15 protein-coding genes and 1 tRNA gene are annotated in these 19,339 nt (G+C 62.8%); 1 reads left to right on the top strand and 15 read right to left on the bottom strand.

All coding sequences use genetic code 11. The features are described 5' to 3' along the window. Positions 1-53: 53 nt before the first annotated feature. From ACZZ0O_RS19200 to thrS, 12 genes are all read right to left on the bottom strand, one after another. Positions 54-1,508 carry an undecaprenyl-phosphate glucose phosphotransferase gene (locus tag ACZZ0O_RS19200; RefSeq protein ID WP_055851505.1) on the bottom strand — a complete coding sequence of 485 codons (1,455 nt, stop codon included), beginning with the start codon at positions 1,506-1,508 and terminating at the stop codon, positions 54-56. Positions 1,509-1,752: 244 nt separating this feature from the next. Next, the gene (locus tag ACZZ0O_RS19205) at positions 1,753-3,192 is read right to left on the bottom strand and encodes a GumC family protein (protein WP_082473561.1); all 1,440 of its coding nucleotides are present in this window, start codon (positions 3,190-3,192) and stop codon (positions 1,753-1,755) included. Further along, entirely contained in the window at positions 3,174-3,872 is a 699-nt protein-coding gene (locus ACZZ0O_RS19210) for a polysaccharide biosynthesis/export family protein (protein ID WP_055851503.1), read from the bottom strand. Before ACZZ0O_RS19210 ends, ACZZ0O_RS19205 begins: the two co-directional genes overlap by 19 nt. Positions 3,873-4,344: 472 nt before the next feature. Further along, positions 4,345-4,421 (bottom strand) — tRNA-Pro (locus ACZZ0O_RS19215). A gap of 61 nt (positions 4,422-4,482) precedes the next feature. Then, positions 4,483-4,839, bottom strand: a complete 357-nt coding sequence (locus tag ACZZ0O_RS19220) for a MerR family transcriptional regulator (RefSeq protein ID WP_005995911.1) — start codon at positions 4,837-4,839, stop codon at positions 4,483-4,485. Continuing rightward, positions 4,820-5,119 (bottom strand): integration host factor subunit alpha, encoded by a 300-nt coding sequence (locus tag ACZZ0O_RS19225; RefSeq protein WP_002811076.1) that lies wholly within the window; start codon positions 5,117-5,119, stop codon positions 4,820-4,822. The genes ACZZ0O_RS19220 and ACZZ0O_RS19225 overlap by 20 nt, the downstream gene beginning before the upstream one ends. 21 nt (positions 5,120-5,140) lie before the next feature. Beyond that, the gene (gene pheT / locus ACZZ0O_RS19230; protein ID WP_463591580.1) at positions 5,141-7,519 is read right to left on the bottom strand and encodes a phenylalanine--tRNA ligase subunit beta; all 2,379 of its coding nucleotides are present in this window, start codon (positions 7,517-7,519) and stop codon (positions 5,141-5,143) included. Between the two features lie 129 nt (positions 7,520-7,648). After that, positions 7,649-8,644 (bottom strand): phenylalanine--tRNA ligase subunit alpha, encoded by a 996-nt coding sequence (gene pheS, locus ACZZ0O_RS19235; RefSeq protein WP_055851500.1) that lies wholly within the window; start codon positions 8,642-8,644, stop codon positions 7,649-7,651. A gap of 290 nt (positions 8,645-8,934) precedes the next feature. Beyond that, complete coding sequence (rplT, locus tag ACZZ0O_RS19240; protein WP_006449140.1) at positions 8,935-9,294, bottom strand: 50S ribosomal protein L20; 360 nt, start codon at positions 9,292-9,294, stop codon at positions 8,935-8,937. A gap of 10 nt (positions 9,295-9,304) precedes the next feature. Further along, positions 9,305-9,502 (bottom strand): 50S ribosomal protein L35, encoded by a 198-nt coding sequence (rpmI, locus tag ACZZ0O_RS19245; protein WP_006449141.1) that lies wholly within the window; start codon positions 9,500-9,502, stop codon positions 9,305-9,307. 239 nt (positions 9,503-9,741) lie between these two features. After that, entirely contained in the window at positions 9,742-10,284 is a 543-nt protein-coding gene (infC, locus tag ACZZ0O_RS19250) for a translation initiation factor IF-3 (RefSeq protein ID WP_070690874.1), read from the bottom strand. A 48-nt stretch (positions 10,285-10,332) separates the two neighbouring features. Then, the gene (gene thrS, locus ACZZ0O_RS19255; protein WP_463591581.1) at positions 10,333-12,237 is read right to left on the bottom strand and encodes a threonine--tRNA ligase; all 1,905 of its coding nucleotides are present in this window, start codon (positions 12,235-12,237) and stop codon (positions 10,333-10,335) included. 326 nt (positions 12,238-12,563) lie between these two features. Here thrS and ACZZ0O_RS19260 point away from each other — a divergent pair, with 326 nt between their 5' ends. Further along, the gene (locus tag ACZZ0O_RS19260) at positions 12,564-13,688 is read left to right on the top strand and encodes a LacI family DNA-binding transcriptional regulator (protein WP_463591582.1); all 1,125 of its coding nucleotides are present in this window, start codon (positions 12,564-12,566) and stop codon (positions 13,686-13,688) included. Between the two features lie 157 nt (positions 13,689-13,845). On the opposite strand, the gene ACZZ0O_RS19265 is transcribed toward ACZZ0O_RS19260, so the two are convergent. Genes ACZZ0O_RS19265 through ACZZ0O_RS19275 form a run of 3 tightly spaced genes read right to left on the bottom strand, consistent with a single transcriptional unit; the run spans position 13,846 to position 19,180 of the window. Then, positions 13,846-15,519, bottom strand: a complete 1,674-nt coding sequence (locus ACZZ0O_RS19265) for an alpha-amylase family glycosyl hydrolase (RefSeq protein ID WP_463591583.1) — start codon at positions 15,517-15,519, stop codon at positions 13,846-13,848. Next, positions 15,519-16,997 carry an MFS transporter gene (locus tag ACZZ0O_RS19270; RefSeq protein WP_463591584.1) on the bottom strand — a complete coding sequence of 493 codons (1,479 nt, stop codon included), beginning with the start codon at positions 16,995-16,997 and terminating at the stop codon, positions 15,519-15,521. The genes ACZZ0O_RS19265 and ACZZ0O_RS19270 overlap by 1 nt, the downstream gene beginning before the upstream one ends. Further along, the gene (locus ACZZ0O_RS19275) at positions 16,994-19,180 is read right to left on the bottom strand and encodes a glucosidase family protein (RefSeq protein ID WP_463591585.1); all 2,187 of its coding nucleotides are present in this window, start codon (positions 19,178-19,180) and stop codon (positions 16,994-16,996) included. The genes ACZZ0O_RS19270 and ACZZ0O_RS19275 overlap by 4 nt, the downstream gene beginning before the upstream one ends. Positions 19,181-19,339: the final 159 nt, after the last annotated feature.

Raw genomic sequence — 19,339 nt, forward strand, 5'->3', positions numbered from 1 at the left:
ACTGCAGCCGCCCGCGACGCCTGACGCACCAGGTCGCACGCTCCCCGCCATCATCAGTACGCGGTCTTCTGTCCGAACACGCGTACTGCAGTCAGCACGATGATGCGGATATCCAGCCACAGCGACCAACGACGGATGTAGTCCAGGTCGTACTGGATACGCTTCTTCATCGTCCGCAGCTCCGGGGTTTCGCCACGGAAGCCATTGACCTGCGCCCAACCGGTGATGCCCGGCTTGACGTAATGGCGCTGCATGTAATGGTTGATCAGCTTTTCGTAGTGCGTGTTGTGCTGCGCGGCGTGCGGGCGCGGGCCCACGATCGACATGCTGCCACCCAGCACATTGAAGATCTGCGGCAACTCATCCAGGCTGCTGCGCCGCAGGAACGCACCGAAACGGGTGATGCGGGTGTCGTTCTTGGTCGCCTGCTGGATGGTGGTGCCATGATCGTCATGCACGCGCATCGAGCGGAACTTGAACATGTAGAACTCGCGACCGCCCAGGCCGTGACGACGCTGGCGGAAGAACACCGGACCCGGCGAGCTCATCTTGACGCCGACGGCAATCGCAGCCATCAGCGGCCACAGGCCCATCAGCGCGATCACGGCCAGGATCTTGTCCTGCAGCGCCTTGGCAACGACGAAGTAATTGTCGCGATCCACACCGCCCTGACGCAGGTTGATCACCGGCGTGTTGCCGATCTGCTCACCAGACTGGTTCAACAGACCGAAGTCGAACAGATCGGGCACCAGCTTCACGTTGATCGGATAACGGTCCAGACGCTGCAGCAGCTGCTTGATATGGTCGCGCTCGCCCAGCGGCAGCGAAATCCACACCTGCTCGACCTGATTTTCCTTCAGGTAATCGATCAGTGCATCCGGTTCGCCCAGGCACGGCAGCGACTGGCGCTGTTCGGTCACGGCAATGTCATACGGCGTGCGGAAGTAACCGACCAGGTTCATACCGACCCACGGATTGCGGCTCAGGTAATGATTGATCTTCATCACCGGATGGCGCAGACCGACGACCACCACGCGCTGGACGTCAACGCCCTGCGCACGCAGGTGGTTCAGGAAGCCGCGCAACAAGGTGCGTGCCGCCACCAGCGATGCCAGGCCGCCAACGAACCACAGGCCGATCCAGCCGCGAGAGACCTGCTCTCCAACCTGCACGATCAGCGCATGCACCGCAAACAGCGCAAACACGCCGCCAAAGGCACCGCCCAGCACCATCAGCTCGCTCAACAATCCGCGACCGCGCCAGCTGCGATACAGCGGAAACAGCGCAAAGCAGATCACCGAATACAACAGCGTGGTGGCGATTGCGACACGATATGGCGCTGCCGGGACCCAGGAGCCGAACACGATGCGGTATGCGATCAGGCCCGACACGACCACCATGGTCAGGTCGAACACGCGCAGCACCAAGTCGGCTGCCGCCGAGTACTTGGACAACAATCGCGGCGAGGATGTCGTGTACGTCGCGCTACTCAAGTCTGCCAAAAGCATGGGGATGTCCTCCAAACTCGATACGGCGCATGCGGGGGAACATACGAATCGCACGCGAGCTTTCAATCATCTCCGTCGAGCGATCACCGCGGTAATACCTACCGACCCCAGATCACTCGACAGCCCTTTGTTTCAACAGAGACAAACTTTCAAAACGAGGGAGCCCGAAACATACGGGATCCGACTTTTTCTACGCTGAATCGGTTGTCACTTTAATTAACCACTGTTTTGCAACATCACGATGTCAGTTCAATCGTGTTTCCGGCCCGGTGCCCCGCAGGAAGTAACGCACAAGCGCCACAGCCAACCCAAGGAATACGCCAAAGATGAAGCCTAACGCGAGGTTCAATTTGAGTTTCGGCGAAGTCTTCGACGTAGGCACATCTGCAGTGTCGACGATGGTCACGTTGTTGGCGCCGACATTGCTCGCCACACCGATTTCCTTGTAGCGCTGCAGGAGCGCATCGTAGAGCTGACGGTTGGTATCGACGTCGCGCTTGAGCATGTTGTAGCGGATGCTGCGGCTCTGCAGGTCGAGTTCGTTGGTGCGCAGACCGGCAATGCGTTCGTTGAGCAATTGCTCCTGATGCACAGACGCGTCATAGGTTGCCTTGAGCGACTGGCGAACGTTGATGACCTCACCATTGATCTGACGGCGCGACTCTTCGATCTGCGCTTTCAGGCGCTGCATTTCCGGGTAATCCGGCTTGAAGGTCGACAGCTTCTGCTGATACTCACTGGTCAAGCGCACCTGCTCGCCGCGCAAGGTCTGGATCAGCGGGCTGCTCAACACCTGCGGCAACGACATCGCATCGCCGGTGGCGGCCTGACGCCAGGCGGCCTCGGCCTTGATGCGCGCATCCTGCGCCGACGCCAGCAACGCATTGAGGTCGGTCAGGTTCTGCGCCGGCAACGACGGCTTGTCGTCGCCTACGGAGACGATCTGCTCATCGGTCGAGTACGCAACCAACGTTTTTTCCGAGTCTTCCACCTTGTCGCGCAACTGCTCCAGACGCTCGGCAAGAAACTTGGTCGCAAACGAAGACGCCTTCATGCGGCGCTCCTGCGTGCTAACGATGAACACCTTCGGATAGGTGTTGGCAATCTTCGCCGCAAGCACCGGGTCCGGCGAATCGTAATTGACGTAGACCAGGCGCGAATTGAGGATCGGCTCGACCACCAGACCTGCTAACAAGGTGTCGGTCAGGCTGCGCTCGATGATCGCCTGACGCGAGTCCACCGACTTGCCCGCTTCCGGATTCTTGGCGGCTGCCTTTTCCAGCGCATCTTCGACTTGCTGCTTGAACGCCGGCTCCTGATCGAGCTTGGCTTCGCGAATCACCGCACGTGCGAGCGAACGGCTCTGCAGCAGCTGGTACTGGGTCTGGTAGAAGTCGCGATCCTGCGGCGACTCGACCGGCATCAGGTTGTCGACGTTCACCACGTTGAGCGAATCGCGCTCGATCTGCAGCGTACTGGTGGCGCGATACTTTTCCGGCATCAGGAAGGTGATCACCAGCGCCAGCAGCACGGCGGCGATCGTGATTAGGATGATCAACCAGCGCTGCGACACCAGGGCACGCCAGTAGTCGAGCAAGCTGACGTCGGCCAGTTCGAGATGCCCATGACGCTGCGACGGCGAGGAACGATTGTCGGAATTCATACTCATCGGTAAGCGCGCCACACCATCACTAAGGGGGTCAGTTCCAGCATGGTGCGCAACCAGACGCGCGCATCCGAGCGATACACCACGACGATGTCGCCACCGTAGATTTCAGGGTCAGGATTGGCGCCCTTCTCGATCTCGGTCAGGTCGAAGCGCGCGATCATTTTCTGCCCGTTGACCATGCGGAACACGATGACATTGCCGCGGCTTGCCACAGTGCTGACGCCCTTGGCCTGCGCCACGGCCTGTTGCAGCGTCAGATTGGCACCGATCACCGGGTAGATGCCGGGCTCGGTGACGGCGCCGGTCACGGTCACGCGACGGCCATTGGATTCCTGCACGAACACCGACACCTGCGGATTCTGCAGGTAGCCGCCGCGGTAGCGATCGGCGACCAGCTTTTCCAGCTCGCCGACACCCATGCCGGCGGCGTTGACGTCGCCGATCAGCGGCAGCGAGATGTGGCCGTTCTGATCGATGCGGACCTGCCGTTCCAGATCGTCGACCTGAAACACCTTGACCAGCAACAGGTCGCCTGGGGAGAGTCGATACTCGGGCTGCACCGCGGACATTGCCAGCGGATCGGGAAGCGGCAATGACGACGCCATGTTCTTCCCGGTGCTGCATGCACCCAGGGCCATCGAGCAGATCAACGCCAGGCTGAGGCCTTGGCAGAATCGTCCGATCAGTTTCTTCATGCGTATGGCTGGCTGCCTCGGTTGGGTGGGACAGGAGCTCGCGCAGCATTCAACCGGCCAACGCGCCAGCACGAACGTACGACAGAGAAATTCATCCCAGAAACATCGGGATCACGAAAAGGTACTGCGTGTTGCACTGCACTATGGCACAGAACGATCGCATCGCAAGGCATGACACGCCATTTTTTTGACGGCGTTGGCCTATTGATTCAAGTTCGTCGTTGTCGCGTTAAAAAACCGTGATCCACGTTCTAATCTCAAGCTAATGATTTGGAACGTTTCCGGACACTTAGCATCGTTCCGTGACCCAAGTCCATAGCGAACTGGACCGAAATAAACGGGCACTCGTGCACGGTTCATGCTGCACTGCGATATGCCGATCTACATAGTGAGCGACCGCTGCAGGGACACAAAAATGCAATGTTGCGACGCAACAAAAAAGCCCATGTCGGAAGGACATGGGCTCGATGTTTGGTCGGGGTAGCCGGATTTGAACCGACGACCACTAGTCCCCCAGACTAGTGCGCTACCAGGCTGCGCTATACCCCGAAGATGCTGCATCCCGTCGCGAGGACGGCCTGCGATTATAGCGGCTTTGCGACACGTTTTCCTAGCGGCGAAGCAGCTGCAGGACTTCTTCCAGTTCCATGCGCACCTGCTTGATGATCTGGTTGCTCAGCGCCGACTCGCTTTTGGCGCCATCGCCTTCCAGCCGCAGACGCGCGCCGCCGATGGTGTAGCCCTGCTCGTAGAGCAGGCCGCGGATCTGCCGGACCATCAGCACATCGTGTCGCTGGTAGTAACGGCGGTTGCCGCGTCGCTTGACCGGCTCCAGGCTCGGAAATTCCGTTTCCCAGTACCGCAACACATGCGGCTTGACGTCGCACAGCTCGCTGACCTCACCAATGGTGAAATAGCGCTTGGCCGGAATCGGCGGTAGTTCGCGATTACTGCCCGGATCCAGCATAAGCCTCCACCCGTTCCTTGAGCTTTTGGCCAGGGCGGAAGGTCACCACCGTCCGGGCCGAGATCGGAATTTCCTCACCGGTCTTTGGATTGCGACCGGGCCGTTGATTCTTGCGCCGCAAATCGAAGTTGCCGAACCCCGACAGCTTCACCTGACGACCCTGCTCCAGCGCATCGCGTAGCACGTCGAAAAACGCGTCGACAAATTCCTTCGCCTCGCGCTTGTTCAGACCAACCTCGTCGAACAGACGTTCGGCCATCTCCGCTTTCGTCAATGCCATGCCAATCCCCTGGTTACCGCCTCAACTCCGGATCCGGGCGCGGTGCTCGCGCTCGATCACGGCCACCACATCGGTAACGACCGCATCCACGTCCCGGTCGGTGAGAGTGCGCGAGTTATCCTGCAAAATCAAGCCCATAGCCAGACTCTTGAAACCTGGCTCGACCCCCTGCCCGACGTACCGGTCGAACAGCTGCACCTCGCGCAGCAACGGGCCGACCGTGGTCTGCACGCTGGCCGACAACGCCGCCCAAGTCACCTCGTCCGGCACCAGGAAGGCCAGATCGCGGCGCACCGACGGGAACCGCGACAGCTCGCCGGCGCGCGGCAGGGCGCGCTGCACCAGCGGCGCCAGCTGCAGTTCGAACGCGATCACATCGACGTCGATTTCCAACGCCTTGGTCAGGCGCGGATGCACCTGGCCGATCCAGCCGATGCACACGCCATCGCGATAGATATCAGCCGACCGACCCGGATGCCCGAACGGCTGGGCGGAGGGCTGAAACTCCAGCACCGCGCCGCTGGCCGCTGCCAAAGCGATCAGGTCGCCCTTCACATCATGAAAATCCACCTTGCGCGCGGGCTCGCCCCATTGCAACGCAAGCGCATCGCCACACACCGCGGCGGCGACATGCTGGGATTCCTGCGGGGCAGCGCCCGCCTGCGCGGAAGCCGCAAACACCTTACCCAGCTCGAACAGCCGCACCCGCCCAGCCTGACGGGCGGCGTTGCGGCCCAGTGTCGCGACCAAACCCGGCAGCAAGCGCGGACGCATGATGGCCAGCTCGGCACTGAGCGGATTGGCCAGCGGTACCAGGCCGTCGGTCAACTGCCAACGCTGCAGCAACGCCGCATCGACGAACGCGTAATTGATGGTCTCCTGCAGCTCGCGCGCCACCAGCTGGCGGCGCACGGTCAGCTCGTCGAGCTGGGTTTCGCTGGGCATCGCGATCCGGCTGGCACCGCCCGGCAGCGTGGTCGGTACGCGATCGTAGCCGTGGATGCGCGCCAGCTCTTCGATGAGGTCTTCTTCGATGGCGATATCGAACCGACGGCTCGGCGCAACGACCTGCCAGCCTTCGGAAACCGCATCGAGCTGCATGCCGAGCGCACTCAGAATGCGCACGACATCGGCGTCGTCGATGTGGATGCCAAGCACCCGCGCGATGCGTGCGCGACGCAGCAGAATGCGCGCGGGCTGCGGCAGATGCTCCGGCAGTTGCGCATGCACCACCGGGCCCGGCGTACCGCCAGCCAGTTCCAGCACCAGACGCGTGGCCACCTCGATCGCCTGCGGCGGCAACGCCGGATCCACGCCGCGCTCAAAGCGATGGCCCGCATCGGTATGCAGGCCGAACTTGCGGCCACGGCCCATGATCGCGGCCGGATCGAAATACGCCGACTCCAGGAATACGTTGTGCGTTTTGTCGGTGACGCGCGTGTCCAGCCCGCCCATCAACCCGGCCAGCGCCACCGGGCGGCCGGCATCGGTGATGGTCAGGAAACTGTCGTCCAACGTGACCTGACGCCCATCCAGCAGCGCCAGCTGTTCGCCACTGCGCGAGCGACGCACACCGATCGGCCCCTGCAAGGTATCCAGATCGAAGGCATGCATCGGCTGACCGAGCTCCAGCATCACGTACTGGGTGATATCCACCAGCAGCGAAACCGGACGCACGCCGCTGCGACGCAGACGCTCGGCCAGCCACACCGGCGTCTTCGCCAGCGGGTCGATGCCTTCGATCACCCGCCCGCAATAGCGCGGCGCCTCCTTGCCGGCCTCCAGCTCAACCGCCAGAGTCCGCGTGGACACCGGCGCAACCGCACCGGCGTCGAAGGCCACCACTTCGCTGGCGCATGCTGCAGCCACATCGAACGCAATGCCACGCACGCTGAAACAGTCGGCGCGATTGGGGGTGAGCTTGATTTCGATGCTGGCATCCGGCAAGCCCAGATACTCCGCAAGGGCTTGACCCACCGGCGCGTCGTCCGGCAACTCGAACAAGCCGGACGCATCGCTATCCAGGCCCAGCTCCTTGGCCGAGCACAACATGCCGTTGGATGGCACGCCGCGCAGCTTGGCGGCCTTGATGGTCAGCTCGCCGATCTGCGCGCCGACCAGCGCCAACGGCGCCACCAGGCCGGCACGCGCATTGGGCGCACCACACACGATTTGCAGCAACTCGCCCTGCCCCGCATCGACACTGCACACCTGCAGGCGATCGGCTTCCGGATGCCGCACGGCCTCGACGATACGCGCCACCACTACCTGACCAAGCGCCTCACCCAACGGCGTGACGTCTTCGACTTCCAGACCGATCGCCGTCAGCGTGGCGGCCAGTTCCTCGCGCGAGGCCTGGATCGGAACGTGGCTACGCAGCCAATTTTCAGAGAATTTCATGGAGAGCCGGGAATGGAGAATAGGGAATCGGGAATCGCAACAGCGGGAGGTCTTCGGAGATTTGGAAGGTGGGCTAGGAGCGCGCTTGGCTGCTCCGATTCTCCACTCCCGATTCCCGATTCCCCGCCGTCAAGCAAACTGCCTGAGAAACCGCACGTCATTTTCGAAGAACGCGCGCAGGTCGTTGACGCCGTAGCGCAGCATCGCAAAACGCTCCACGCCCAGACCGAACGCAAAGCCGGTGTAGCGCTCCGGGTCGATGCCGACGCTGCGCAATACGTTCGGGTGCACCATGCCGCAGCCCAGGACTTCCAGCCAACGGGTGCTGCCGTCGGGCTGCTGCCAGGCGATGTCCACTTCGGCACCCGGCTCCACGAACGGGAAATAGCTGGGGCGAAAACGCATTTCGAAATCGCGCTCGAAGAACGCGCGCACGAACTCGGATAAGGTGCCCTTGAGATCGGCAAAATTCGAATGCTCGTCCACCAGCAGACCCTCGACCTGATGGAACATCGGCGAGTGGGTCTGGTCCGAATCGGAGCGATACACCTTGCCGGCCGCAATCATGCGCAGCGGTGGTTTGTGCGCATCCATGTAGCGCACCTGCACACCGGAGGTATGCGTGCGCAGCAGACGACCGTCGCCGAAATAGAACGTGTCGTGCATCGCGCGCGCCGGATGATGCGGCGGAAAATTCAGTGCTTCGAAGTTGTGCCAGTCGTCCTCGATTTCCGGGCCATCGGACAACTCGTAACCCAACCGCGCAAAAATCTCGACAATGCGCTCGAGCGTGCGCGTCACCGGATGCAGGCCGCCGCGCTCGCCACGGCGGCCCGGCAGAGTGACATCGATGCGCTCGCCAGCAAGACGTGCGTCCAGCGCAGCGGTTTCCAGGGTCGTTTTGCGCTCCGACAACGCTGCGCTCAGCGTATCTCGGGTTTGGTTGATCGCCTCGCCCGCAGCCTTGCGCTGCTCGGCCGGCAGCGTGCCGAGCTGCTTGAGCTGGGCGGTGATACTGCCACTCTTGCCCAGCAAGGCGACCCGCAAGGCTTCCAGTTGGTCCGGTGTCTGCGCGGCGGCGACATCGGCCAGCGCGCGCTCGGTCAGGGATTGAATCTCACTCATTGCACTCGCGCCTCAACTACTCAGCCGAACGGTGTTTCCGGATGCACCGGAATGCATGACCACTCACTATGCTGCCAGCCCCTTGCATCACTCCAAGCTGGCAGCCCAAAACGCAAAAGGGGAAGGACTCGCGCCCTTCCCCCTGCATATCTGCGTTCCCTCGTCGACATCTGCACACGTATGTGCGGATGTCGCGATGACCTACCCCTTCAAAAGTCCGCACATGGATGTGCGGGCTCTTGCGAGGGACTCGCACCTACGCTGTGCGGGCTCTCGCGAGGGACTCGCACTTATGCCGCCAGCGCGCCCTTTGCCTTTTCGGCCAGCGCGGCAAAGCCGGCGGCGTCGTGCACGGCGATATCAGCCAGCACCTTGCGGTCCAGGGTGATGCCAGCCTTGAGCATGCCATTCATGAAACGGCTGTAGCTCAGACCATTGATGCGGGCAGCCGCATTGATGCGGGTGATCCAAAGCGCACGGAACACGCGCTTCTTCTGCTTACGGCCAATGTAGGCGTACTGCTGCGCCTTGATGACCGCCTGCTTTGCAACGCGGAAAACCTTACGACGGGCGTTGTAGTAGCCCTTCGCCAGATTCAGAATTTTCTTGTGGCGGCGGCGCGCCTGCACACCACGCTTTACTCGTGCCATGGTTCAGTCCTCAGAGATAGGGAAGCATACGATCGAGACGGCCTGCGTCCTCGGGACGGACGTGATTCGTCTGCCGCAAGTTGCGCTTCCGCTTGGTCGCTTTCTTCGTGAGGATGTGGCTACGGTTTGCGTGGCCGCACTTGTACTTGCCGGAGGCGGTCTTGCGGAAACGCTTGGCCGCCGCCCGGTTGGTCTTGATCTTGGGCATTGCAATGTCCTTGATGGTGTTTTGTCACTGACACGGGCGGCAGTCTTGCGACCACGCTTTCCATCCTTGCCCTTGCCTGCTTGTAAGTCCTTGATCGAACACGATCGGGACAGGTCCTGTGCCGCTTGCGCGGCTCCCGGCAAAACCGGGCCGCGCAGTCTACCCGTTGCCGGGAATTCTTGCAAATCGACGGATTCGCCACCCTGACGGACCCGCTCGGGGGCCGCCATGGTGCGGAATCAGATTTTCTTCTTAGGCGCGATCATCATGACCATCTGACGCCCTTCCAGGCGCGGACGGGACTCAATGACGATGTCTTCGCCCAGGTCGGCCTCGATCCGTGCCGCCATCTCGCGACCCAGTTCCTGGTGGCTCATTTCGCGGCCACGGAAACGGATGTTGACCTTGACCTTGTCACCCTCTTCCAGGAAGCGACGCATGTTGCGCAGCTTGATCTGGTAGTCGCCCTCGTCCGTGACCGGACGGAACTTGAGTTCCTTGATCTCGACCTGCTTGGTCTTCTTCTTGGCCTCGTTGGCCTTTTTCTGCTGCTCGAACTTGAACTTGCCGAAATCCATGATCTTGCAGACCGGCGGATCGGCCTGCGGCTGGATTTCGACCAGATCCAGGCCTTCTTCCTCGGCCTTGGCGAGCGCTTCGTCGCGCGACAACACGCCGACCATCTCACCGTCACTGCCGATCACGCGGACGCGCGGCACACGGATTTCTTGGTTCTTGCGGTTCTGTTTGTTGTCAGGGGTACTGATATTGCAATCTCCCAGGGGAATCGAACCGGCGCATCCGGATCATCCAGACCGGCCGGGGTTGGCTCACGCTGCCTGCTCTGCCTGCAGGCGTTCGATGAAGGCAGAGACCGTCATGGTCCCGAGGTCCTCCCCCGAACGCGTCCGCACGGCGACTGCGCCATTTTCCTTCTCGCGGTCACCGACGACGAGCAGGTACGGCACGCGTTGCAGCGTATGCTCGCGAATCTTATAACCGATCTTCTCATTACGCAAATCGGCGTTGACACGGAAGCCTTGATTTGCAAGGGTTTTCCGAACCGAGTCCACATATTCGGCCTGAGCGTCGGTGATATTGGCGACAACGACCTGGACCGGGGCGAGCCAGGAGGGGAACGCGCCGGCGTGATGCTCGATCAAAATGCCGATAAAACGCTCCATCGAACCGACGATGGCCCGGTGCAGCATCACCGGATGCTTTTTCTGGCTGTGCTCGTCCACGTACTCGGCGCCGAGACGGCCCGGCATCATGAAATCGACCTGCATCGTGCCCAGCTGCCAGGTGCGGCCGATGGCGTCCTTGAGGTGGTATTCGATCTTGGGGCCATAGAAGGCACCCTCGCCCGGTAGCTCCTGCCACTCCACACCGCACACGCCCAGCGCGCTGCGCAGCGCGGCTTCGGCCTTGTCCCAGGTGATGTCGTCGCCCAGGCGCTTTTCCGGGCGCAGCGCGATCTTGATCTCGATGTCGTCGAAGCCGAACGCGGTGTAGACCGCCAGTGCCTGCTGATGGAAGGCGGTGACTTCGGCTTCGATCTGCGATTCCAGGCAGAACACGTGGCCGTCGTCCTGGGTGAAACCGCGCACGCGCAGGATGCCGTGCAGCGCGCCGGAGGGCTCGTTGCGGTGGCAGGCGCCGAATTCGCCGTAACGGATCGGCAGATCGCGGTAGCTGTGCAGGCCCTGGTTGAACACCTGCACGTGGCCGGGACAGTTCATCGGCTTGACCGCGTAGGTGCGCTTCTCCGACTCGGTGAAGAACATCGCGTCCTGGTAGTTGTCCCAGTGGCCGGACTTCTGCCACAGCGATACGTCCAGGATCTGCGGGCAGCGCACTTCGCCGTAGCCGCTGTCGCGGTAGACCTTGCGCATGTATTGCTCGACCACCTGCCACAGCGACCAGCCCTTGGGGTGCCAGAACACCAGGCCGGGGGCTTCTTCCTGCAGATGGAACAAGTCCTGCGCCTTGCCGATGCGGCGATGGTCGCGCTTGTCGGCTTCTTCCATGCGCAGGATGTAGGCATCGAGCTGCTTCTTGTCGGCCCAGGCGGTGCCGTAGATGCGCTGCAACTGCTCGTTCTTGGCATCGCCGCGCCAGTAGGCGCCGGAAATGCGGGTCAGCTTGAAGGCCTTGAGGAAGCGCGTATTGGGCACATGCGGGCCGCGGCACATGTCCACGTATTCCTGGTGGTAGTACAGACCCATCGCGGTGATGTCGTCGGACATGTCCTCGATCAAGCGCAGCTTGTACTCCTCGCCGCGCTGGGCGAACACCTCGATCACTTCCGCGCGCGGGGTGACCTTCTTGATCACCTCGTAATCCTGCGCGATCAGCTCCTGCATGCGCTGCTCGATCGCCGCCATGTCGTCTGGCGTGAACGGGCGCTCGCTATAGATGTCGTAGTAGAAGCCTTCGGCGATGACCGGGCCGATTACCATCTTGACGTCCGGGTACAGCTGCTTGACCGCATGCCCGACCAGATGCGCGCACGAGTGGCGGATGATCTCCACGCCTTCGGGGTCCTTGGCGGTGATGATGCGCAGGCTGGCGTCATGGTCGATGACGTCGCTGGCATCGACCAGCTGGCCGTCGACCTGACCGGCGATGGTGGCCTTGGCCAGCCCGGCGCCGATCGACTGGGCGACCTGCATCACCGAGACGGGGGATTCGAATTCGCGGCGGCTGCCGTCGGGGAGCGTGATGTTGATCATGGGCAAGAATGAGGTCTGGGCTGGCTGCAGCAGTGAGCTGCCATGAGAGATCTGCCCACTGCTGGACAGGCTCGGAAAGAACGTACGAGACGTGCTGCGCGGGACAACGGCACGCGGGCGCTGGCTGCGCTGGGGCCGGTCCGGATCAACGGTGGGCGGTGATAGTGCTCATGTCGCACGCTGGGCCGGCGCGGAGCGCGGGCCACCTTCTCGCAAGGGGTCTTGGACGTGAATGGTAAACCAATCAGGCGGCCACCGGGCAGTGCGGCACGCCGCCACCGGGCGCGTGGCATGATGCCGGCCACTTGTCCTGTCCGTTGCCGACCATGACCATCAAGGGTAAAGCCACCTCGCTGGATATCGCCTACCTGGCCGGTGTGTCGCAGCCGACCGTCTCGCGCGCGTTGCGCGGCAGCCCGATGGTCAACGAGGAAACGCGCAAGCGGATTCTGCGTATCGCGCATGAGCTGAACTACAAGGTCGACAAGAACGCCTCCTCGCTGCGGCTGCGCAACGCCGGCACGCTGGCGCTGCTGTTCTTCGAAGACCCCACCGCCGACGATTCGCTGATCAACCCGTTCTTCCACTCGATGCTGGGCTCGATTACGCGCGCCTGCGCGCTGCAGGGCTACGACCTGCTGGTGTCGTTCCAGCAGCTGTCCAAGGACTGGCAGGCCGATTACGAAGACAGCAACAAGGCCGACGGCATTATTTTGCTGGGCTATGGCGATTATCAGGAATCGCGCCAGCGACTGCAGTTGCTGGTGGAGCAAGGCACGCACTTCGTGCGCTGGGGCGCGGCATTGCCGGGCCAGCCGGGCATTTCCATCGGCAGCGACAATTATCAGGGCGGGCTGGACATCACCGAGCACCTGTTGGCGCAGGGGTGCCGACGCATTGCGTTTCTTGGCCACGCGTCCAATCACTACCCCGAATTCGAAGAGCGCTACCGGGGCCACGTCGCGGCGCTGGCGCAGCAGGATCTGGTCGCCGATGCCGCGCTGCAGTTCGATGCGATCACCACCGAATCGTCCGGGCATGCGGCATGCCTGGCGCTGCTGGAGAGCGGCAAGGCGTTCGATGCGGTGTGTGCGGCCAGCGACCTGATTGCGATCGGTGCGATGCGCGCGTTGCGCGAACGCGGTTTACGCGTGCCGCAGGACGTGGCGATCAGCGGCTTCGACGATATCGCGCTGGCCGCATCGGTTGCGCCGGCCCTGTCTACCGTGCAACAGGACACCAAGCAGGCCGGCGCGTTGTTGGTGGAAAGCCTGGTCGCGCTGATCCGTGGCGAAGCCGCGCAGAGCCGCACGATCCCGGTGCGGCTGGCATTACGCGATTCTTCGCGCAGCAGCGGGTTGCAGCCACCGCTGGGCTGGTCGCCGGCCGCGGCGGCGGAAACCGGCGATGGCGGGCGTGGGCGAGCCGCTGATGTGCCTGGGACGCTTTGAGGATTCGGGATTCGGGATTCGGGATTCGGGAATCGGGAATCGTTAGAGCATGCACGACGGGCTGCAATAGTGGCTGCAGACCATTGATGCCTCGTAGGAGCGCACCCGAGCGCGACGAGGCGTTACCGATCAACTCCCATCGCGCCCGCGTGCGCTCCTATCTGTTGCGGGCGTCGCGGACGGCTTGATCGGCCATCTGGGCGTCGAGTTGTTTGCGTAGTGCAGGGTCGGTGATCGGCGCATCCGAGAGCAAGACGCGTAGACCATGCGCCGGCACCGGAAGCCGCAGGTGCCGCTGCACCGGCACCTGCTCACCACTCATCGCATCACGCCACGTGCCCGGCTGCAGAAAGCGCGTCACTTCGATGTTTGCGGCCGCATCGCCCTTGTTGAGCAACACCAGGGCGGTCTGGCTGGTTCCTGCGTGCTGATAGACGCGAAAAAAAGCAGCCTGGTTGCCGCGCAACATTACGTCGACCTGCACGCCGCGCTGCAGCGCGGGCGTGTCACGACGCACGCGGGCGATCTGCTTCAGCGGGCCGAAGATCGGGCTTTGCGGTGCTGCTTTAATGCGCTCGACGCCGAAGTAATTACGATTGCCCGCATGCTCCGCCCGCCCACGCATGAAGCCGATTTCCGAGCCGTAATAGATCACCGGGATGCCGCGCGCGGTGAACAGCCAGTTGTGCGCATCGATGAAGCCGGTGTCGCTGGCATCCAGCCGCGCCATGTCGTGGTTGTCGTAAAAGCTCATCAGCTCGTACGGGTTCGCATACGGCCCCTGACGCAGAAACAACGGTTTGGCGAGCTGTTCGAAGCCCTCTTGCGCGTGGCCGAAGACTGCCGACAGCTGCTGCTTCAACGGGAAATCCAGCACACTCACACCGGCGTTGCGTGCCCAGGTGTGGCCGGCAATCTTGTCGGCGTTGTAATCGAACGCCTCGCCAAACATGAAAAATCCCGGCCGTTTTTCGCGGATGCGCGCAACGAAGGCATGCCAGAAGCGGTCCGGCATCCAGCCGATGGTGTCGATACGGAATGCATCGGCACCCTGCTCCATCCATTGCAGATACGCGCCGGCCAGGTAATCGAGCACCGCCGGGTTGTTCTCGTTGAGGTCGGACAATTCCGCCAGACCGCCACCGGTGTTGTAGAAGGCGTGCAATGGATTGTGCTGCGGATCCAGCTGTGCCGGCGGCAGATTCTGGTGATCGGCAACCAAGCGACCACTGGCATCGTAGAGCTTGCCGAAACCGGGCTGCGCCACCGGCATGGTGTAGGCCGGCGAGCCGTGATTACCCACGATATCCAGCACCACCTTCAACTTGTTGGCGTGCATGGCGCGGGTGAAGCCGGCAAAGTCCAGTCCCGGGCTGGGGAGATGCTCGTCCAGCGTGTAAAAGTTGACACCCCAGTAACCGTGATAACCGGTCTTGCCGTGGTCGCTGAGCGTGCTGCCGCAGGTGATTGGTTTGCCGCCGGTAAATGCCTGGTCCGGGTTGTCGACGATCGGCGTGATCCACACCGCACCGAAACCAAGGTCGCGAATGTAGTCGGCCTGCTCGACGATGCCTTTGAAATCACCGCCCAGGTAGCCGATGTTGTCATCGCTACCATCGGCGCACGGGGTGGGCACATCGAAGGTACGCTGCGCACCGCCCTGCTCGCGCTGATCGTTGCCGGTATCGCCGTTGACGAAGCGATCGGTGACCACGAAATACACCGCATCGGCGGCGAACGGCTCCAGGGTGCCGTAATACTCCCTGGAGGCAGGCGCGGCGGGCGCCACGCCCGCATACATCGTCAATGCCAGATAGATCGCACTACGCATCACTGCCCTCCCGAGGCGACGGGGACCCGCACCACGCATACGCCTGCAATCAACAGGCTGAGCCCGCCGATGGCCAATGCATAGATGGGCTGGCCACCCAACCAGACGCGGAGCACAAAGCCCAGTGCGCTGGCAGCGACCAACTGCGGAATCACGATAAAGAAATTGAAGATGCCCATGTACACGCCCATCTTGGCGGCGGGTACGCTGTCGGACAGCAAGGCGTACGGCAGCGAGAGAATCGATGCCCAGGCAAAACCGACGCCCAGCATGGACAGCAGCAACCATTGCGGGTCACGAATCACCAACATCGACAGCAAGCCCGCAGCACCCAACCACAGGTTGCACAGGTGGCTCCAGCGCAGGCCAATCGCACGCACCAGCAAAGGAATGATCAACGCTGCCAGCGCTGCAAATCCGTTGTAGGCGCCGAACAGCACACCCACCCAGTTCGCACCATCGTTATAGGCTGCCGAGACCGTATCGGTCGCGCCGAAGTGCACCTGCGTCACCGCTGCGGTGGTGTAGATCCACATCGCAAACAGCGCAAACCAAGAGAAAAACTGCACCCAGGCCAGGCGTCGCATGGTCATCGGCATGCTGCGCAAGTCCTGCACGATGACGACCAGCATGCTGGTGCCCGGCAGTACACGCGTCAACGCGAGCAACGCGCCATAGGCGATGCACAGGCCGGCCAGCACATACAGCATGCGATCGCCGTGCTGCCAGGCGATGGCCGCAGCAAGCACGACGCCAGCAACGCACCATGCTGCGCTTGATGCCTGCGACGGCAGCGCACCGCTGCCCATTTGCGTTGCAGCGGGCGGGTGCGCATCGTCGAAGCTCGCCAGCTGCGCGGGGCTGTATTCGCGGGTGCGTAGCACCGTCCATGCGATCGACAGGAACAACACCGCCGCACCCAGGTAGAACGCGTAGCGCACGCTGTCGGGCAGTTGCCCGGGCGGTGCGGTATTGGCTACGCCCCAGCGCGTGAGCAGCCACGGCAGAAAGCTCGCCACGATCGCACCAACACCGATGAAGAAGCTTTGCATTGCATAGCCGGTGGGCCGCTGGGGGGGTGGCAGCTGGTCGCCCACCAGTGCGCGGAACGGCTCCATCGAAATATTGATCGATGCATCCAGCACCCACAGCGTGCCGGCAGCAATCCACAGCACCGGCGCGTTGGGCATCACCAGCAGCGCCAGCGTGGTAAACACCGCGCCGACCATGAAATACGGGCGCCGACGGCCCCAGGGCGTCCAGGTGCGATCGGACAGATAGCCGATGATGGGCTGCACGATCAGCCCGGTGAGCGGTGCAGCGATCCACAATCCCGGTACATCGTCGACCTGCGCGCCCAGGGTCTGGAAGATGCGACTGGCATTGGCGTTCTGCAGCGCGAACCCGAACTGGATGCCGAGAAAGCCGAAGCACATGTTCCAGATCTGCCAGAAGCTCAGGCGTGGTTTGGCGGTCATTGCGCTGTCTCCATGATGGCTGCAGGCCCCACGATCAACGCGCTGATCTGCGCCGTATTAACCACCCCATCACGACCGCCACGGCCGCCGTTGTACTGCGCAAAGTGCGCCAGGGCGCTCATGTTGAAACCATCGTCCAGCCGAAACGCACAGGCCTGCCCCGCCACCACATCGAAGCTCGCCTGCGTGGAGATCTGGTCGCCCACGCTATGCGGCATCACGATGACATGCGATTGCGCAGCTTTTCCTGGGCATTCCAGCACCAGCTGCTTCACTGCGGCAGTGACGCCGGTATTGATCGGGCCATTGTCGTTGCGATAGCGCAGCGACACGCGATGCTGGCCGCTACGCAACGGCTGCCACGTCCAGGCTTGGCTGCCGCGCAGTTCCTGCGCCGGACCAAGCGTCAACGAAGGACTGTGCAGCGATTCGAGACCTGCCACACGCCGGGTCAGGCTGAGCACATGCAACACGCCGTCATCGGCAAGATCCCAATGTTCATTGGCGTCCAACGCACGGCCATCCATGTACAGCGTCGCGCCAGCGGGAATGGCGATGCGGTGACCGCTGCCCCGCCGTTGCGCGACCGGCATCGCTGGCGTTTGCGGTGCAAACATCTGCACCGGCTGCGGCGGCGCGGCCAGATCGGCTTTGCGACCGACCAACTGCACCTGCGTGGTCTGGCCCCGCTGAGTGACACGGCCGGCCACCAGTAACTCGCCCTCTTCATTTGTCGGGCGCAACAACACGTACCGACGAGTGCCCTGCTCCAGCACGATCCGCTCGCGGTCGCCGAACAGCAGCGGCAGCAGGCTGCGCGGCAATTTCGGGGCAACGCTGCCATCGGCAGACACGCCGAAGACGCCGTCCAGCACCGCAGAAAGATAGCCGGCAACCGACCACAGCTGACGCGGCGAATTCACCACCGGGCCACTGCGCACGCCATCTTCCACATGCACGGCCAGGCTCTGCATCTCGTAGTTTTCCATGTTGGAGCCGGCCAGCGCGCTACCGCGCATCAGCGATTGCAGCTCCAAGGCAATGCGCGGCGCATCGTCCAGCGCACGTGCGGCGCGCAAGGCATAGGCACTGACGAATGGCCAGATGGCGCGATTGTGATAAATCGGCTGCGCCGCTTCCTGCGGCCACACCACCGGGCTGCCTCCGGCAACCACCGGATAATTGCGCAGCGCGGTGCGTGCGCGCTCTGCGGGAAACACATCGGCCAGCACGCCCAACGAGACGCCCAGCAGATCAACCTTGGCATAGCGCACCGGATGCGCCGCCGTGCCGAGATAACTCACGTACTGGCTGCTGCCTGCATCCCAGAAGCGTGCATCGATGGTCTGGCGCAATGCATCGGCCCACTGTGCGTAGTCGGCAGCGCGTGCGTCGCCATGCTGGCGTGCCAGCTGCTCGGCCAAGCGCAGCGCCTGGTAATGCAACACGTTGGTCGATAGCGCGAACGACTCGGCGATGAAGGCCACGTTCTCCCGCGTCCAGTCCGGATAGGTTTGCTCGCGCCAATCCAGAAACGAGGTTTCGCCACGGTAGAGGCCGATCTGCGCATCGAATACCGCATCGCGATCCTGCGCGATCGTCGCCTGCAGCGCCTGCCAGACCTCCTCAGCAAACTGTGTGTCGTCCAGCAATCCACGTGCGGCCAGAAACCACACCACGCGGTCGCTACTGATCGGCCAGCTGCCACCGGAGCCGGTGTCCTGCGCCACGAACACACCAGGGGTCTTCCCGTCGCGTGCGGCCGATAGCTTGAAGCGCAACGCATTGCGGGTGCGCTCCGGTTCCAGTCGCGCCAACGCCAGATCGGCGGCGAAACTGACATCACGCGTCCACACATACGGCCAGCGTTCGCCGGTCTCGAAGCAGTTGCACGGCACCGGCTTGCCGGCGTTGAAGGCCGGATCGCGGATCGCATCGACACGGTCGTCGGCCATCTCCTGCTGCGCCAACGCAAACAAGGTATCGAACATCGGGCTGGCGGTGTGCGTGCGCATCGGCTGTGCGGCAATGCGGCGCTCGCCCTGCGGCCAGCGCAACACAAAGCTTCCATCGTCCAGCGCCTGCGCATGTGCGCGGCGCCCCTGAAATTCCAACTCGTCGGCCAATACCGGCGAGCTTGCCGCAACGCCGAGCGTTGCAGCCATGCAGATCATCTTCAGCATCGAAGCGGCGAGACGGCTGGTGCCGTCGGCCTTCCTCCCTCGTTGCACGCGTTGTGGTGCGCGGCACAGGCGTGCCACGGTCGCGGACCCTCCCAGGTGCCGTACGCCATGGTAGACGCGCACCCTGCCCTGACGCATCACTGCATACGTATTCATGGC

Source organism: Xanthomonas sp. AC360 (assembly GCF_979258225.1).

Excerpts from the sequence above, each read along its gene's own strand:
- ACZZ0O_RS19200 (WP_055851505.1), bottom strand. The coding sequence starts at position 1,508 with ATGCTTTTGGCAGACTTGAGTAGCGCGACGTACACGACATCCTCGCCG.
- ACZZ0O_RS19210 (WP_055851503.1), bottom strand. The coding sequence starts at position 3,872 with ATGAAGAAACTGATCGGACGATTCTGCCAAGGCCTCAGCCTGGCGTTG.
- ACZZ0O_RS19220 (WP_005995911.1), bottom strand. The coding sequence starts at position 4,839 with ATGCTGGATCCGGGCAGTAATCGCGAACTACCGCCGATTCCGGCCAAG.
- ACZZ0O_RS19225 (WP_002811076.1), bottom strand. The coding sequence starts at position 5,119 with ATGGCATTGACGAAAGCGGAGATGGCCGAACGTCTGTTCGACGAGGTT.
- pheT (WP_463591580.1), bottom strand. The coding sequence starts at position 7,519 with ATGAAATTCTCTGAAAATTGGCTGCGTAGCCACGTTCCGATCCAGGCC.
- pheS (WP_055851500.1), bottom strand. The coding sequence starts at position 8,644 with ATGAGTGAGATTCAATCCCTGACCGAGCGCGCGCTGGCCGATGTCGCC.
- rplT (WP_006449140.1), bottom strand. The coding sequence starts at position 9,294 with ATGGCACGAGTAAAGCGTGGTGTGCAGGCGCGCCGCCGCCACAAGAAA.
- rpmI (WP_006449141.1), bottom strand. The coding sequence starts at position 9,502 with ATGCCCAAGATCAAGACCAACCGGGCGGCGGCCAAGCGTTTCCGCAAG.
- thrS (WP_463591581.1), bottom strand. The coding sequence starts at position 12,237 with ATGATCAACATCACGCTCCCCGACGGCAGCCGCCGCGAATTCGAATCC.
- ACZZ0O_RS19260 (WP_463591582.1), top strand. The coding sequence starts at position 12,564 with ATGACCATCAAGGGTAAAGCCACCTCGCTGGATATCGCCTACCTGGCC.
- ACZZ0O_RS19265 (WP_463591583.1), bottom strand. The coding sequence starts at position 15,519 with ATGCGTAGTGCGATCTATCTGGCATTGACGATGTATGCGGGCGTGGCG.
- ACZZ0O_RS19270 (WP_463591584.1), bottom strand. The coding sequence starts at position 16,997 with ATGACCGCCAAACCACGCCTGAGCTTCTGGCAGATCTGGAACATGTGC.
- ACZZ0O_RS19275 (WP_463591585.1), bottom strand. The coding sequence starts at position 19,180 with ATGCTGAAGATGATCTGCATGGCTGCAACGCTCGGCGTTGCGGCAAGC.